Here is a 14,829-nt window from a genome sequence, read left to right on the forward strand (position 1 = left end):
GCTACCGCCGCGCCTATCCCCGGATCGAGCTGAACGTGATCGAGGACAACGGCGATTACCTCCAGCATCTGCTGATCGGGGGCGAACTGGATGTGGCGGTGCTGCTCACCTCGTCGGTGAAGGATCGGCTGGCCCTGAATGTCGAGACGCTGGTGGTGTCGCCCTACCGGCTGTGGCTGCCGCTGGGCCATCCGCTGGCGCAACAGGAACTGATCACGTTGGAAGAACTGGCGGGCCAGCCGCTGATCCAGCTGATGGTGGACGAGATCGAGGAATCCACCCGCCGCCTGACCGCGGCCCTGCCGGTGAAGCCGCAGATCGCCTTCCGCACCCGCAGCGTCGAGGCGGTGCGCTCGCTTGTCGCCACCGGCGCGGGGCTGGCGATCCTGCCCAGCCTGGTCTACCGGCCCTGGTCGCTGGAAGGCGACCGGATCGACATCCGCGACGTGTCGGGCGACCTGCCCTCGGTGCAGGTGGGCCTGGCCTGGCGCAAGGGCGCCCCCCTGACCGCCCCGGCCAGCAACTTCATCCGCTCGGCACAGGGCACGACGGCGGCGCGGCCCAGCTAGGCCACCGGCAGCAGGCTCACCCCGGCGATGCGGGCCAGATGCTCCATCCGGCGCTGGAATTCGGGCTGGAAGCCATGCGCCTGCGAGAAGGTCCAGGCGTTGCGGCTGCAGCGGGTGATCGCCGCCGGGTCGCGCGCCACCCCGGCGATGCGGTCGGCCAGCGCCAGGGCATCTCCCAAGGGCGCGCCCCATCCGGCCTGCGCCTCGCCGTTCAGCCGCTGCCACATCCGGTTGTCGTAGCTGGCCACGGCGGCCCCGCAGCCCATCGCCTCGATATAGGTGCAGGACGGGTCGGACTGGCGATGGCAGCCCAGGAAGATGTCGGCGTTCTGGCGCGTGAAGGGTACAAGCTCGGTCTCGAAATCCACCACGCCGCGCAACCGCACCCGCTGCGGGTCGGGCAGGCTCTGGAGGCCCGCGGCAATCTCGGCCTCCAGCGATCCGGTGCCGAAGATGTCCAGCGTGAAATCGACGCCGCGTTCGCTCAGGCGGCGCGCGACGGGGATCAGGTCCTGCGCGCCCTTCATGGTTTCCAGCCGCCCGGAATAGACCAGCCGCAAGGGCCCGCCCTCGGCACGCCGAGCCTCGCGCGCGGTCATTTCGGCTTCGGTCGCGAAGAGGTCGGGCGTCATGCGGCCGTCCAGGAAATGCAGGCTGTCGCGGCACATCGGCCCGTACAGGTCATGCGCGGGATAGCCGTTCGACTGCAGCCCCTGCGCCGCGCGAAGGGCACTCCGCCGGCGCCTTTCCTGCTGCATCAGCCAGACATGCCCCTTCAACCGGCTGACCAGCCCGCGATTGCGGTCCAGGCTCAGGATCTGGCGGCGGGTTTCATCGGTGTATTCAATGACGTAGACGATCTTCTGCTCCGGTGCCAACAGATCGGCCAGGCCGAGGCAGCGGAAATCGTCGGCCCCGGCATAGATCAGGTCGTGCCCGGCCAGGTGGCGGGCCTCGATCGGTTCCGTGGGGTCGAGCAGCACCAGTTCGAAGGGCAGTTCGGCGGCATCATAGTCGCGCCCGAAGGGGATGGCAGGGGTGCCGCGCCGCAAAAGACAGGTGATCCGGTTGGGCCAATGCGCCTGCTGGACGCGCATCCCCTCGACAAACTTCACATCCAGCCGGACACGGCCCCCGGTCTCGATCACCGGTGCCGGAGCAATCATCAGAATATGCGCCATCAATACCCACCAACCACGTTCAATGCGAAATATGTAATATGAATCCCGCGTCAAGTATCGCGGATTCGACTTCAGGCCCGCCTGAGCCGGTCTACCCATCGGCAACGCCGATAGCTAGCTTCAGTATTTTGTTATTGCGAAAGTAATGTGACCCCCTACGCTTTTGCCCAGGTCCGGGCAACGGACGGCCGCGATACCGCCAGAGACACACCAACGGGAGTCTGCCATGAACCGTCTCAAACTTCTGGGAACCACAACGCTTGCGCTTCTGACGGGGCTGACCCCCGCCGTCGCCCAGGTGGCCGCGCTGGGCGAGCCGGAGGGGCAGGTGAACATCGTCGCCTGGCCGGGCTATATCGAACGCGGCGAAAGCGACAAGGCCTTCGACTGGGTGACGAAGTTCGAGGAAACCTCGGGCTGCAAAGTCAATGTCAAGACGGCGAACACCTCGGACGAGATGGTGGCGCTGATGAACGAGGGCGGGTTCGACCTGGTGACGGCCTCGGGCGACGCCTCGCTGCGGCTGGTGGCGGGCGACCGGGTGCAACCGATCAACACGGACCTGATCCCGTCCTGGAAGAATGTGGACGAGCGGATGCAGAACGCACCCTGGCACACGGTGGACGGGGTGCATTATGGCGTGCCCTACATGTGGGGGCCGAACGTCCTGCTGTACAACACCGACGTCTTCAAGGAGGCGCCGAAGTCCTGGTCGGTGGTGTTCGAAGAGCAGACCCTGCCCGACGGCAAGTCCAACAAGGGCCGGGTGCAGGCCTATGACGGGCCGATCCACATCGCCGATGCCGCGCAATACCTGATGGCCCACAAGCCCGAACTGGGGATCACCAATCCCTATGAGCTGAACGAGGACCAGTACAAGGCGGCGCTCAACCTTCTGCGCGGCCAGCGCGAACTGGTCAGCCGCTACTGGCACGATGCGATGATCCAGATCGACGACGTCAAGAACGAGGGCGTGGTCGCCTCGGGGTCATGGCCGTTCCAGGTGAACCTCCTGAAGTCTGAAGGGCAGCCGGTGGATTCGACGATTCCCGAAGAGGGGGCGACGGGCTGGGCCGACACCACGATGATGCATGTCGACGCCAAGAACCCGACCTGCGCCTATCTGTGGATGGAACATACCCTGTCGTCCAACCTGCAATCCGACCTTGCGGTCTGGTTCGGGGCGAACCCCAGCGTCCCGGCGGCCTGCACCGACGGATCGGGCATGTCGACGAAGGAAAGCTGCACCGCGAACGGGATGGACGATTTCGACAAGATCCGCTTCTGGACCACCCCGGTGTCGAACTGCTCTCAGGGTGAAGGCGCTTGCGTGCCATATTATCGCTGGGTCTCGGATTATATCGGCGTGATCGGCGGGCGGTAAGCGCCACTCCCCCGTCTCCCGGCGGGGGCGATGCCTTCGTAGGGTGGGGTTCTACCCCACCTTTCCTCGCAACGGTGGGGTGCAACCCCACCCTACGGATACCTCATGACCGCTTCCGTCTCGTTCCAGAACGTCTCCCGTCACTTCGGCCAGGTGAAGGCCGTCGACGGCGTGGACCTGACCATCGCCGAGGGCTCGTTCTTCGCCATGCTCGGGCCGTCCGGGTCGGGCAAGACCACCTGCCTGCGGCTGATCTCGGGCTTCGAGAAACCCACCGGCGGGGCGATCCACATCTTCGGCGAGGATGTCTCGCAAACCCCGCCGCACCTGCGCAACGTGAACACGGTGTTCCAGGACTATGCGCTGTTCCCGCATCTGAACGTGCGGGACAACGTGGCCTACGGGCTGATGGTCAAGGGCATGGGCCGCCGCCAGCGCCACGCGAAGGCCGAGGAAATGCTGGCGCTGGTCAAGCTGGGCGCCTACGGCGACCGCAAGCCCGCCCAGCTGTCCGGCGGGCAGCGGCAGCGGGTGGCCCTGGCCCGTGCGCTGGTGAACGAGCCACGGGTGCTGCTTCTGGACGAACCGCTCGGCGCGCTGGACCTGAAGCTGCGCGAGGCAATGCAGGACGAATTGAAGGCGCTGCAAAAGCGGCTGGGCCTGACCTTCGTCTTCGTCACCCATGACCAGCACGAGGCCCTGTCGATGGCCGACAGCCTGGCGGTGTTCAACGAAGGCCGCATCGCCCAGATCGGCAGCCCGCAAGACATCTACGATCGCCCTGCCACCCGTTTCGTGGCCGATTTCGTCGGATCGTCCAACGTGCTGCCTCCTGATCTGACCCAGCGCCTGGGCGGTCCGGCGGAATGGGCTTCGCTCCGCCCCGAGGCGACGCGGCTGGCGGCGAGCGGCCCCGTCTCGGGCACCGTGACCGCGCTGCGCTACCTTGGCTCGGGCACAAGGGTGGTGATCGAGGCGCAGGGCACCGAAATCGCGGCGTTGGTCCCGGCGGGCCAGCCCGTGCCGCCCGAGGGCGCGACGACAGCAATCGCCTTCGACCCCGGCGCCTTGCACCTGATGGGGGCATCCTGATGCGCCATCTCAAGACCGCCCTGTCGCAGGGGGCGCTGCCCCCTCACTCCCGGGATACTTGGGGACAGAAAATGACATCACCGCAGGTCCATTTTCTGTCTGCAAATATCCCCGCCGGAGGCTCCGCCATTCACACCCGGCGCATCCTTGCAGAACCAAGCGCCCAAAATTCTTCCTGCAAGAATTTTTGCCCCTCGGGGGCGCAGCCATGACCGCCTCCGCGATCCTGCCCGCCCGGGGCCTTGCCGACCGGCTGACCGCGCTCTTCTGGCGGCATCCGCGGGTGCTGCTGGCGCTGCTGCTGACCCCGCCGCTCCTCTGGCTCGGGGTGGTCTACCTCGGCTCGCTGCTGGCGCTGCTGCTGCAGAGCTTCTACTCGATCGACGAATTCTCCGGCGTGGTGAAGCAGGAGGTCACGCTGAAGACCTATGCCGAACTCATGCGGCCCTCGAACTTCGACATCTTGGTCCGCACGGTCACCATGGCCGCCGCCGTCACCCTGGCCTGCGCCGTCCTTGCCTTCCCCATCGCCTATTACGCCGCCCGTTACGCCAAGGGTCACTGGAAGGCCGCCTTCTACCTGGGCGTCATGCTGCCCCTGTGGTCGAGCTATCTGGTCAAGGTCTATGCCTGGAAGCTGATCCTGGCCAAGGAGGGAATCATCGGCTGGGCGGCGGAGCGGACATATACCTCCTGGATCCTCGACGGCCTGCTGTCGATCCCGGGGCTTGAGGGCTCGTCGCTTTCCACCTCGCCCCTCGGGACCTTCATGGTCTTCTGCTACATCTGGCTTCCCTACATGATCCTGCCGATGCAGGCTTCGCTGGAGCGGGTGCCCACCTCGATGCTGGAAGCCTCGGCCGACCTGGGTGCCACAAGGGCGCAGACCTTCCGCACCGTGGTCCTGCCTCTGGCGCTGCCGGGGGTGATCGCCGGGTCGATCTTCACCTTCTCGCTGACGCTGGGCGACTACATCATTCCCCAGATCATCGGCAATTCGGCCAATTTCATCGGCATGGCGGTCTACCAGTTGCAGGGCACCGCCGGGAATATCCCGCTGGCCGCGGCCTTCGCGGTGGTGCCGATCCTGATCATGCTGGTCTATCTGGCGCTGGCGCGGCGGTTGGGGGCGTTCGATGCTCTCTGACCGCTCTCCCCTGTCCCTGCGCGCGGCGGCCATTGGCGGCCTCCTGTTCCTGCACCTGCCGATCCTCCTGATCTTCCTTTACGCCTTCACGACCGAGGAGCGCAGCTTCCAGTTCCCCCCGCCCGGCCTCACGACCCAGTGGTTCGCGACCGCCTGGTATGACCGGCCCGACATCTGGCCGCCGCTCTGGCTGTCGCTCAGGGTCGCGACCATCGCCACCAGCATCGCGCTGATCCTGGGGACGCTGGTTGCGGCGGCGATGACGCGGACGGCCTTCTTCGGGCGCGACCAGATCAGCCTCTTGATCCTTCTCCCCATCGCCCTGCCCGGGGTCATCACCGGCATGGCGCTGCGCTCGGCCTTCGGGGTGCTGGACATCCCCTTCTCCACCTGGACCATCGTCCTCGGCCACGCCACCTTCTGCATCGTCATCGTCTACAACAACGCCGTCGCCCGTCTGCGCCGGCTGTCCGGCGGGATCATGGAGGCGTCGGCAGACCTCGGCGCCAATGCCTTCCAGACCTTCCGGCATGTGCTGCTGCCCAACATGGGCTCGGCGCTCCTCGCAGGCGGGATGCTGGCCTTCGCGCTGTCCTTCGACGAGGTCATCGTCACCATCTTCACCGCCGGCTCGGGCGGCGCGTCCAAGACCCTGCCGATCTGGATGCTGGACGAGCTGATCCGCCCGCGCCAGCGCCCGGTGACCAACGTTGTCGCCATCGTGGTCTTCGCGGCCACCTTCTTCCCCATCCTCGCCGCCTATTACCTGACCCGCGGCGGGTCCGAGACCGCGGGCATGGGCAAATAGGGAGACCTTTCATGACCATCCAGACCCAGCTTCTGATCGGCTCCAGCTTCGAGGCGGGACAGGAGGCGAAGGAATCCGTCCTGAACCCACGCACCGGCGCGCTGATCCTCGAGGTGCCCGAAGCCTCGACCGCGCAGGTCGACCGGGCGGTGGCCGAGGCGCGGAAGGCCTTCGAGGGCTGGTCGCGGACGACCCCTGCCGAACGCTCCGCCGCGCTGCTGGCCATCGCCGACCGGATCGAGGCCGAGGCGGATGCCTTCGCGGCGCTGGAGGCGCTGAACTGCGGCAAGCCGATCAATGCCGCATTGAACGACGAGATCCCGGCCATCGTCGACTGCTTCCGCTACTTCGCGGGTGCAGTGCGCTGCATGACCGGGACGGTGGCAGGGGAATACCTGAGCGGCCATACCAGCATGATCCGCCGCGATCCGGTGGGGGTGGTCGCCTCGATTGCCCCCTGGAACTATCCCCTGATGATGATGGCCTGGAAGCTTGGCCCCGCCATCGGCGGCGGCAATACGGTGATTTTCAAGCCCAGCGAGCAGACGCCCCTGACCGCGTTGAAACTGGCGCATATCCTGGCCGATGTGCTGCCCGAAGGCGTGGTAAACGTCATCGCGGGCCGCGGCCAGACGGTGGGCAGCTACCTGATCAACCATCCGGGCGTCGACATGATCAGCCTGACGGGTGACGTGGCCACGGGCAAGAAGATGCTGGACGCCGCCGCCAAGACCGTGAAGCGCACCCATCTGGAACTGGGCGGCAAGGCCCCGGTGATCGTCTTCGACGATGCCGATGTTTCGGACGTGGTCGAAGGCCTGCGCGCCTTCAGCTTCTACAACGCCGGGCAGGACTGCACCGCCGCCTGCCGGGTCTATGCGGGGAAGAAGGTCTACGACACCCTGGTCGCCGACCTCACTTCCGCCGCCGCCTCGATCACGCTCGCCGCCGAGGACGACACCACGAACGAGATCGGCCCGCTGATCAGCCAGCGCCAGCGCGACCGGGTGGCAAGCTTCGTCAACCGCGCCCGCGAGCTGAACCATGTGCAGATCACCACCGGCGGCGAGGCGATGGAGCAGGGCTTCTACTACCGCCCTACAGTCGTTGCTGGCGCGAAACAGGACGACGAGATCGTCCGCCGCGAGGTCTTCGGCCCGGTGGTCTCCGTCACGCCATTCTCGGACGTGGACGAGGCGGTGACCTGGGCCAACGACAGTGACTATGGGCTGGCGTCATCGGTCTGGACCCGCGACGTGGGCCGGGCGATGGCCACCGCCGCGCGGCTGCGTTACGGCTGCACCTGGATCAACACCCACTTCATGCTGACCAACGAAATGCCGCACGGCGGGCTGAAGCAGAGTGGGTATGGCAAGGACATGAGCGCCTATGCGCTGGAGGACTACACCGTGGTGCGGCATGTTATGGTGAAGCACGGGTGAGGAGGACGGACGCAGTCTGTCTTGAAAACAGTGTGCGGAAAGCGTATCTTCCAGCTGTGCCTTAAAGAGCATTTTGAGTCGGCTTCACCTGTGAATTGGCCCGCTCATGTGGAAGGTGATCCTTGCAGGGGGATCATTTGCAGGACACGCAAGGGTGGTTCCCGACCCCGATGAGCTAAGGGAACGCTGCTACTGCAAGCACAGCATCAGCGCACGGCTCCCACACGGGTGCCGTGCGTTTTCGTTCCGGAGAATGCCGTGACGACCGACCAGACGGCTGCTTCACGGCGCTCTCTGAACTCAATGACAGCTGTTCCCGCGGTAGATCGAACTGCCATCAATCGGGTGTGCTGCCAACTTGCTCCTTCAAAATATAGCGGTGTTCCAACCTGAATGATGGACAGAACATAGAGTGGGACATCCGCTTCTGAAAGTTGACCTGATCTTTCCATCTCAAGCCTGTGCTCCGCCCAGATATGTCTTGCACCAAATCCCTTGTTGGGGCCGATGTGACGGCCAAGAGGCAAAAGAATCGGTGCCTCTGGCAACAAGACACCCGAAAGCTTCAAACTTGGCACGAGGCCGAAAGACTGAAGGCCGGTGAGCGGATTCAGAATTGCGAGTGAACTCAAGCTCCATGGCCTCAAACGAATGATCGCCAAACTTAGGCAGCAATCATCCGTCGCTGCAAGCCATCACCCCGCTTCCTGCAAATCTACTATAGCGACTTCCCCAACCACTCCAGCAACATCCCCAACGGCTTCCCCACCACCCGCCCCTTCGGCCAGACCAGCGAGTAGCTGGCTTCCAGCGCCTCGAACCCCTCCACCGCCGCGACCAGCCGACCGCGCTCCGCTTCCGCCTCGAACAGGAAGGACGGCAACAGCGCCAGGCCGAAGCCCAGGGCCGCCGCCTCGGACATGTGGGCGAAGGTGTCGAACAGCATCCCCCGCAGCCGGTCCACCGGCACGCGACGACGGGCGAACCAGTCTTCCCAGGCGCCGGGGCGGCTTTCCAGATGCAGCAGGGGGAAGTCCAGCAACCGCTCCGGCGGCAGGGGGCCGTCGCGCAGCAAAAGGGGGGACCCGGCGGGGATCACCCGCTCGCGCATCAGGTCCAGATACTCCACCCCCTGCCAGTCGCCAGTGCCGAAATGCACCGCGGCGTCGAACGGATCGCGGGCGAAGTCGAACGAGGCCAGCCGGGTGGACAGGTTCACCGTCACCTCGGGATGCGCGTCGGTAAAGGCCTTCAGGCGCGGCAGCAGCCAGTGCGTGCCGAAGGCGGGCAGGACGGCGAGGTTCAGGCTCATCCGCGACCCCGCAGCCCGGATCTTCAGGCTGGCCCGCGCCAGATCCTGCAGATAGCCCCGTGCGGTGGCGGCATAATCGCGGCCTGCGGGGGTGAGGACCAGTGCGCGGCCCGCACGTTCGAAGAGCGTGACGCCGATCTGGTCCTCCAGATGCCGCAGCTGGCGCGAGATGGCGGAATGGGTCAGCGACAGCTCTGCCGCCGCCAGAGTGGCCGAGCCAAGGCGTTCCACCGCCTCCAGCGCGAGGAGCGAACTGACCGAGGGCAGGAAGCGGCGGGGGGCGATCATGTGCGGAAACCTCACAGACAAGCGACTTTTCATCGGTTCTATTGGAGTTTTTCTTCAGATACACTCCCGCAAAACACCGATCGGTCCGATGATGCACGTCCAGTCCCCTTCCTGCCGGCCCATCGCGGGCGCCGGTGGCCCCGCAATGATGGGGGCCTGATTGGACCGCTGCGAGATCGTGCATGAGAATTTCCTGCGCCGGGTCGCCGCGCGGGATTTCCCCGCGGGGAAATCACCCTCGGGTCCGCTCTCGCCGGAACTGGCCGTGCAAGCCTTCCGTGCCAGCTGCCTGACCCGGGGGCTGGACCGGCAGAGCCGCGCGATGCAGCGGGCGGGGCAGGGGTTCTACACCATCGGATCGTCCGGGCATGAGGGGCTGGCGGCGGTGGCGCTGGCCCTGCGGCCCGCCGACATGGCCTTCCTGCACTACCGCGACGCCGCCTTCCAGATCGCCCGCGCCGGGCAGGTGCCGGGCGAAACCCCCGCCTGGGACATGCTCCTGTCCTTCGCTTCGTCCAAGGACGACCCGATCTCGGGCGGGCGGCACAAGGTGCTGGGCTCGCGCCGGTTGATGATCCCGCCGCAGACCTCGACCATCGCCAGCCACCTGCCGAAGGCGGTCGGCGCGGCCTATTCCATCGGCGCGGCGCGGCGGCACCGGCCCGAACATGCGATCCTGCCCGAGGATGCGCTGGTGATGTGCAGCTTCGGCGATGCCAGCGCCAACCATTCCACCGCGCAGGGGGCGTTCAACACCGCGCAGTGGACCAGCTACCAGTCGGTGCCCCTGCCGCTCCTTTTCGTCTGCGAGGACAACGGGATCGGCATTTCCACAAAGACGCCGACCGGCTGGATCGAGGCGACCTTCTCCGCCCGGCCGGGCCTTGCCTATTTCAAGGCCGATGGGCTGGACCTCTACGACACCTACCGCGTGGCGGCGGAAGCGGCAGAGTTCGTGCGGACGCGGAAGAAACCCGCCTTCCTGCACCTGCGCACGATCCGCCTCTACGGCCATGCGGGCGCGGATGTGCCGACGACCTACCTTGCCCGCGAGGAGGTGGAGGCCGAAGAGGCGCAGGATCCGCTGCTGCATTCGGCGCGGCTGCTGGATCAGGCGGGAGTGATGACCCCGGAGGACGCGCTGACCGTGTATCGCGAGACCTGCGTGCGGGTGGAACGGGTAGCGGGGGATGCCGTGAAGCGGCCCCGGCTGAAGACGGCGGCAGAGGTGATGGCAAGCCTGATCCCGCCGCCGCGCCCCTGCAAGCCCACCAACGGGCCGACGCCCGAGGCGCGGGCGCAGGCTTTCGGCGCCGACCTCAAGGCGATGGACGAGCCGCAGATCATGTCGCGGATCATCAACTGGGCGCTGACAGACCTGATGCTGTCCCACCGCGAGATCGTGATGATGGGCGAGGATGTGGGCCGCAAGGGCGGTGTCTATGGCGTGACCCAGAAGCTGACCCAGCGCTTCGGGCCGGACCGGATGATCGACACGCTCCTGGACGAACAGTCGATCCTCGGCCTCGCCATCGGCATGGCGCAGAACGGCTTTGTCCCGATGCCGGAAATCCAGTTCCTAGCATATCTGCATAATGCCGAGGACCAGTTGCGGGGCGAGGCGGCGACGCTGCCCTTCTTCAGTCAAGGCGCCTTCACCAACCCGATGGTGCTGCGCATTGCAGGCCTTGGTTACCAGAAGGGCTTCGGCGGGCATTTCCACAACGACAACTCGGTCGCCGTGCTGCGTGACATTCCGGGGGTGATCCTTGCCGTGCCGTCAAACGGGGCAGATGCCGCGCGGATGCTGCGCGAATGTGTGCGGCTGGCGCGCGAGGAGCAGAGGGTGGTGGTCTTCCTTGAACCCATCGCCCTCTATCCGATGCGCGACCTGCACGGCGACAAGGACGGGCTCTGGATGACCCGCTACCCCGACCCGTCCGAACGGATCGCGCTGGGCGAGGTGGGGGTCAGCGGCGACGGCGCGGACCTCGCCATCGTCACCTTCGGCAACGGCGTCTATCTGTCCAATCAGGCGCTGCCCCAGATCGAAGCCGCGGGGATCAAGGCTCGGATCGTCGATACCCGCTGGCTGTCCCCCCTGCCGAAGGACGCGCTGACGGCGGCGGTCCAAGGCTGCAAGCATATCCTGATCGTCGACGAGACCCGCCATTCCGGTGGCGTGGCCGAGACGCTGATGGCCCACTTCCACGAAGCCGCGCCGGGGGTGCCTTTGGCCCGCCTGACCGCCGAGGACAGCTTCATCGCCACCGGCCCGGCCTATGCGGCGACGATGCCGTCCTCTGCCGGGATCGTGGCGGCGGCCAAGGGGTTGGTGCGATGAAGACCGCCGTCCTGATCTGCCCCGGTCGCGGCACCTATACCAAGACCGAACTCGGCTCGCTGGCCCATTTCCCCGACACAGCGCTGCTGGCCCGCTTTGACGCCGAGCGTACCCGGCTGGGGCAGGAAACCCTGACCGCGCTGGACGGGGCGCAGGCCTATTCCGTCTCCCGCCATTCGCGCGGCGACAATGCCAGCGCGCTGATCTACGCCTGCACCCTGGGCGACGCGCTATCGCTGGACGGGGTGGAGGTGGTGGCCGTCACCGGCAATTCGATGGGTTGGTATTCTGCGCTCGCCTGCGCCGGGGCGCTGTCGCCGATGGACGGGTTCACGCTGGTCAACACGATGGGCAGCCTGATGCAAGAGGCGCTGATCGGCGGGCAGCTGGTCTATCCGTTCATGGGCGAGGATTGGCAGGATGCGCCCACCCGGCGCGAGGAACTGCTGGCGCTGGTGGACCAGATCGGCGACCGCCCCGGCCATGACCTTGCACTGTCGATCGACCTTGGCGGGATGCTGGTGATCGCCGGAAATGAGGCGGGGCTGAAGGCGTTCGAAGCCGCCGTGCCACCGGTCCAGAACCGCTTCCCCCTGCGGCTCGGCAACCACGCGGCCTTCCACACCGCCTTGCAGGCCCCGGTCGCGGCGAAGGGCCGGGCGGTGCTTCCGAAAAGCCTTTTCACGAAAGCCGGGAAACCGCTGATCGACGGCCGCGGCCATGTCTGGTGGCCGGGCGCCGCGACGACGGATGCGCTTTACGATTACACGCTCGGCCATCAGGTGGTGCAGCCCTATGACTTCACCGCCGCGATCCGCACCGCCGCCCGCGAATTCGCACCTGACTATTTCATCGTCGCCGGACCCGGCACCACGCTCGGCGGGGCTGTCGCGCAAGCGCTGATCCGGGCAAACTGGCGCGGCCTCGCCTCGAAGGCCGGTTTCCAGCACATGCAGGCCGAAGACCCCTTCCTCATCTCGATGGCGCTGCCCGACCAGCGCGCGCTTGTCACAGGAGCCACAAAATGACCCATGCCGAAATCCTTGCCGCCGCCGGGCTGACCGCCGCCGACCTCACCGGGGGCTCGCTTGCCGTGCACTCGCCCATCGACGGGGCGGAAATCGCCCGTGTGCAAGAGACGCAGGCCGCCGACATGCCCGCGATCATCGCCCGGTCGCAAGCCGCCTTCCGCCAGTGGCGCGAGGTTCCCGCGCCGCGCCGTGGCGAGCTTGTCCGCCTTCTGGGCGAGGAGTTGCGCACCGCCAAGGCGGCCTTGGGCGCGCTGGTGACGCTGGAAGTCGGCAAGATCACCTCCGAAGGCCTGGGCGAAGTGCAGGAGATGATCGACATCTGCGATTTCGCCGTCGGCCTGTCGCGCCAGCTGTACGGCCTGACCATCGCCTCCGAACGCCCCGGCCACCGGATGGCCGAGACCTGGCATCCGATGGGTCCGGTCGGCGTCATCAGCGCCTTCAACTTCCCGGTCGCCGTCTGGTCCTGGAATACGGCGCTGGCCTTGGTCTGCGGCAATCCGGTGATCTGGAAACCGTCGGAAAAGACTCCGCTCACCGCCATCGCCGCGCATCGCTGCCTGGAACGCGCCATGGCCCGCTTCGGCGAAGACGCCCCGCAGGGCCTGTCGCAACTGGTGATCGGCGGCCCGGCCATCGGCGAGGCGCTGGTCGCCTCGCCCGCCGTGCCGGTCCTCTCGGCCACCGGCTCCACCCGGATGGGCAGCATCGTCGGCCCGAAGGTCGCGGCGCGCTGGGGCCGGGCGATCCTCGAACTCGGTGGCAACAACGCGATGATCGTCGCGCCCTCGGCCGATCTGGAAATGGCCGTCCGTGCCATCGCCTTCGGCGCGGTCGGCACGGCGGGGCAACGCTGCACTTCGCTGCGGCGGCTGATCGTGCACCGCTCGGTCCGCGACGATCTGGTCAAGCGGCTGGCGAAGGTCTACGCCGCGCTGCCGGTCGGTGATCCGCGCAAGGCGGGCACCCTGATCGGCCCGCTGATCGACGCAGGCTCGCGCGACCGGATGCTCAAACAGCTGGACAAGGCGCGCGCCGAGGGCGGCACCGTCCACGGCGGGCAGGCGGTCGATGCGGTGAAGGGCGGGGCTTATGTCACCCCCGCGCTGGTCGAAATGCCGGGCCAGACCGCCACTGTCTGCGAGGAATGTTTCGCGCCGATCCTCTATGTCATGACCTATGACAATCTGGACGAAGCCATCGCGCTGCAGAACGCCGTGCCGCAGGGTCTGTCCTCCTGCATCTTCACCCTGAACCTGCGCGAGGCGGAAACGTTCCTCTCCGCCTCCGGCTCCGACTGCGGCATCGCCAACGTCAACATCGGCCCCTCGGGCGCCGAAATCGGCGGGGCCTTCGGCGGCGAGAAGGAAACCGGCGGCGGGCGCGAAAGCGGCTCGGACGCCTGGAAGGGCTACATGCGGCGGCAGACCTCGACGGTGAACTATTCGGCGAAACTGCCGCTGGCGCAGGGGGTTGAATTCCCGGTCTAGGCCCAAGGCCGACAGGATACAGGCGCGCCGGTTTCCCCCGGCGCGCCTTCGCTTTTCCGGCCTGTCGACCGGCACGGATAGAATGTCGACTCCGCCGTCATTTTGCATGGTATTGCCGATGATTTCGCCGAACGGCCCGGCGCAACCGGCACCCGCCGGGGGTAGCCTTCCCCGCAGAAGATCGCCGCGCAGGACTGCGGCCCGGAAAGGAAATACCCATGTCGTTCAGGAAAGTGGCCGTGCTCGGCCTTGGCAAGGTCGGCCATCTCGCGGCCGAGCTTCTGGTGGAGTCGGGCTTCGAAGTGACGGGCGTCGACGCGCGCAAGGTCAATGCCCCCTTCCCGACCCGAACCGTCGATCTTCAGGACCAGGCTGCCATCGCCGACCTGCTGAAAGGCCAGGAAGCCGTCCTGTCCTGCCTGCCGTTCCACCTGAACATCGGCGTCTCGACCGTCGCGCACGCGCTGGGCCTGCACTACTTCGACCTGACCGAGGATGTGCCCACAACCAGGCACATCCGCGAGCTTTCCACCACCTCCAAGGGCCTGATGGCCCCGCAATGCGGTCTTGCTCCCGGCTTCGTCGGTATCGTCGGCGCGCATCTGGCTGAACAGTTCGACAAGGTCCGCTCGATCCGCCTGCGCGTGGGCGCGTTGCCGCAAAACCCGACCGGGCTTCTGGGCTACGCCTTCAACTGGTCGCCGGAAGGCGTGGTCAACGAATACCTCAACGACTGCGAAG

At 66.6% G+C, this 14,829-nt stretch carries 13 protein-coding genes; 10 read left to right on the forward strand and 3 right to left on the reverse strand.

The window, feature by feature from the left end; genetic code table 11:
- Positions 1 to 569, forward strand: a 569-nt coding sequence (locus tag V7Q39_RS12915) for a LysR substrate-binding domain-containing protein (RefSeq protein ID WP_333817002.1), incomplete at its 5' end; no start/stop codon positions are given.
- Here V7Q39_RS12915 and V7Q39_RS12920 read toward each other — a convergent pair.
- Complete coding sequence (locus V7Q39_RS12920; protein WP_333817003.1) at positions 566 to 1,750, reverse strand: glycosyltransferase; 1,185 nt, start codon at positions 1,748 to 1,750, stop codon at positions 566 to 568. The genes V7Q39_RS12915 and V7Q39_RS12920 overlap by 4 nt on opposite strands.
- Before the next feature lie 226 nt (positions 1,751 to 1,976).
- Between V7Q39_RS12920 and V7Q39_RS12925 the strand changes: the two genes are divergently transcribed.
- The 5 genes from V7Q39_RS12925 to V7Q39_RS12945 all read left to right on the forward strand — a co-directional run bounded on the left by V7Q39_RS12925 (position 1,977) and on the right by V7Q39_RS12945 (position 7,623).
- Positions 1,977 to 3,134: an ABC transporter substrate-binding protein gene (locus V7Q39_RS12925; protein ID WP_333817004.1), complete on the forward strand. Its 1,158-nt coding sequence runs from the start codon at positions 1,977 to 1,979 to the stop codon at positions 3,132 to 3,134.
- A 105-nt stretch (positions 3,135 to 3,239) separates the two neighbouring features.
- Positions 3,240 to 4,226, forward strand: coding sequence for an ABC transporter ATP-binding protein (locus V7Q39_RS12930; RefSeq protein ID WP_333817005.1), 987 nt, complete (start codon positions 3,240 to 3,242; stop codon positions 4,224 to 4,226).
- Between the two features lie 208 nt (positions 4,227 to 4,434).
- Positions 4,435 to 5,373: an ABC transporter permease gene (locus tag V7Q39_RS12935; protein ID WP_333817007.1), complete on the forward strand. Its 939-nt coding sequence runs from the start codon at positions 4,435 to 4,437 to the stop codon at positions 5,371 to 5,373.
- Positions 5,363 to 6,181: an ABC transporter permease gene (locus V7Q39_RS12940; protein WP_333817008.1), complete on the forward strand. Its 819-nt coding sequence runs from the start codon at positions 5,363 to 5,365 to the stop codon at positions 6,179 to 6,181. The genes V7Q39_RS12935 and V7Q39_RS12940 overlap by 11 nt, the downstream gene beginning before the upstream one ends.
- Before the next feature lie 17 nt (positions 6,182 to 6,198).
- Positions 6,199 to 7,623, forward strand: coding sequence for a gamma-aminobutyraldehyde dehydrogenase (locus V7Q39_RS12945; RefSeq protein ID WP_333817015.1), 1,425 nt, complete (start codon positions 6,199 to 6,201; stop codon positions 7,621 to 7,623).
- Positions 7,624 to 7,829: 206 nt separating this feature from the next.
- Here the strand turns inward: V7Q39_RS12945 and V7Q39_RS12950 are convergent, their stop codons facing one another.
- Together V7Q39_RS12950 and V7Q39_RS12955 are read right to left on the reverse strand one after the other, a co-directional pair.
- Positions 7,830 to 8,285, reverse strand: a complete 456-nt coding sequence (locus V7Q39_RS12950; protein WP_333817009.1) for a hypothetical protein — start codon at positions 8,283 to 8,285, stop codon at positions 7,830 to 7,832.
- A gap of 56 nt (positions 8,286 to 8,341) precedes the next feature.
- Complete coding sequence (locus V7Q39_RS12955; RefSeq protein ID WP_333817010.1) at positions 8,342 to 9,223, reverse strand: LysR family transcriptional regulator; 882 nt, start codon at positions 9,221 to 9,223, stop codon at positions 8,342 to 8,344.
- Positions 9,224 to 9,383: 160 nt separating this feature from the next.
- Here V7Q39_RS12955 and V7Q39_RS12960 point away from each other — a divergent pair, with 160 nt between their 5' ends.
- The 4 genes from V7Q39_RS12960 to V7Q39_RS12975 form a co-directional block, all read left to right on the forward strand.
- Positions 9,384 to 11,567, forward strand: coding sequence for a thiamine pyrophosphate-dependent enzyme (locus V7Q39_RS12960; RefSeq protein ID WP_333817011.1), 2,184 nt, complete (start codon positions 9,384 to 9,386; stop codon positions 11,565 to 11,567).
- Positions 11,564 to 12,595 (forward strand): ACP S-malonyltransferase, encoded by a 1,032-nt coding sequence (locus V7Q39_RS12965; protein ID WP_333817012.1) that lies wholly within the window; start codon positions 11,564 to 11,566, stop codon positions 12,593 to 12,595. The genes V7Q39_RS12960 and V7Q39_RS12965 overlap by 4 nt, the downstream gene beginning before the upstream one ends.
- A complete protein-coding gene (amaB, locus tag V7Q39_RS12970; RefSeq protein ID WP_333817013.1) occupies positions 12,592 to 14,088 on the forward strand; it encodes an L-piperidine-6-carboxylate dehydrogenase in 1,497 nt (498 codons plus the stop codon). The genes V7Q39_RS12965 and amaB overlap by 4 nt, the downstream gene beginning before the upstream one ends.
- A gap of 218 nt (positions 14,089 to 14,306) precedes the next feature.
- A partial coding sequence (locus tag V7Q39_RS12975) for a saccharopine dehydrogenase family protein (protein WP_333817014.1) occupies positions 14,307 to 14,829 on the forward strand: 523 nt, incomplete at its 3' end.

Source organism: Tabrizicola sp. (assembly GCF_036781545.1).
In the GTDB taxonomy this organism is placed as follows: domain Bacteria; phylum Pseudomonadota; class Alphaproteobacteria; order Rhodobacterales; family Rhodobacteraceae; genus Tabrizicola.

What these genes read in the sequence shown, in the direction of transcription:
- V7Q39_RS12955 (WP_333817010.1), bottom strand. Translation starts at nt 9,223, where the DNA reads ATGATCGCCCCCCGCCGCTTCCTGCCCTCGGTCAGTTCGCTCCTCGCG.
- V7Q39_RS12965 (WP_333817012.1), top strand. Translation starts at nt 11,564, where the DNA reads ATGAAGACCGCCGTCCTGATCTGCCCCGGTCGCGGCACCTATACCAAG.
- V7Q39_RS12925 (WP_333817004.1), top strand. Translation starts at nt 1,977, where the DNA reads ATGAACCGTCTCAAACTTCTGGGAACCACAACGCTTGCGCTTCTGACG.
- V7Q39_RS12940 (WP_333817008.1), top strand. Translation starts at nt 5,363, where the DNA reads ATGCTCTCTGACCGCTCTCCCCTGTCCCTGCGCGCGGCGGCCATTGGC.
- V7Q39_RS12935 (WP_333817007.1), top strand. Translation starts at nt 4,435, where the DNA reads ATGACCGCCTCCGCGATCCTGCCCGCCCGGGGCCTTGCCGACCGGCTG.
- V7Q39_RS12930 (WP_333817005.1), top strand. Translation starts at nt 3,240, where the DNA reads ATGACCGCTTCCGTCTCGTTCCAGAACGTCTCCCGTCACTTCGGCCAG.
- V7Q39_RS12920 (WP_333817003.1), bottom strand. Translation starts at nt 1,750, where the DNA reads ATGGCGCATATTCTGATGATTGCTCCGGCACCGGTGATCGAGACCGGG.
- amaB (WP_333817013.1), top strand. Translation starts at nt 12,592, where the DNA reads ATGACCCATGCCGAAATCCTTGCCGCCGCCGGGCTGACCGCCGCCGAC.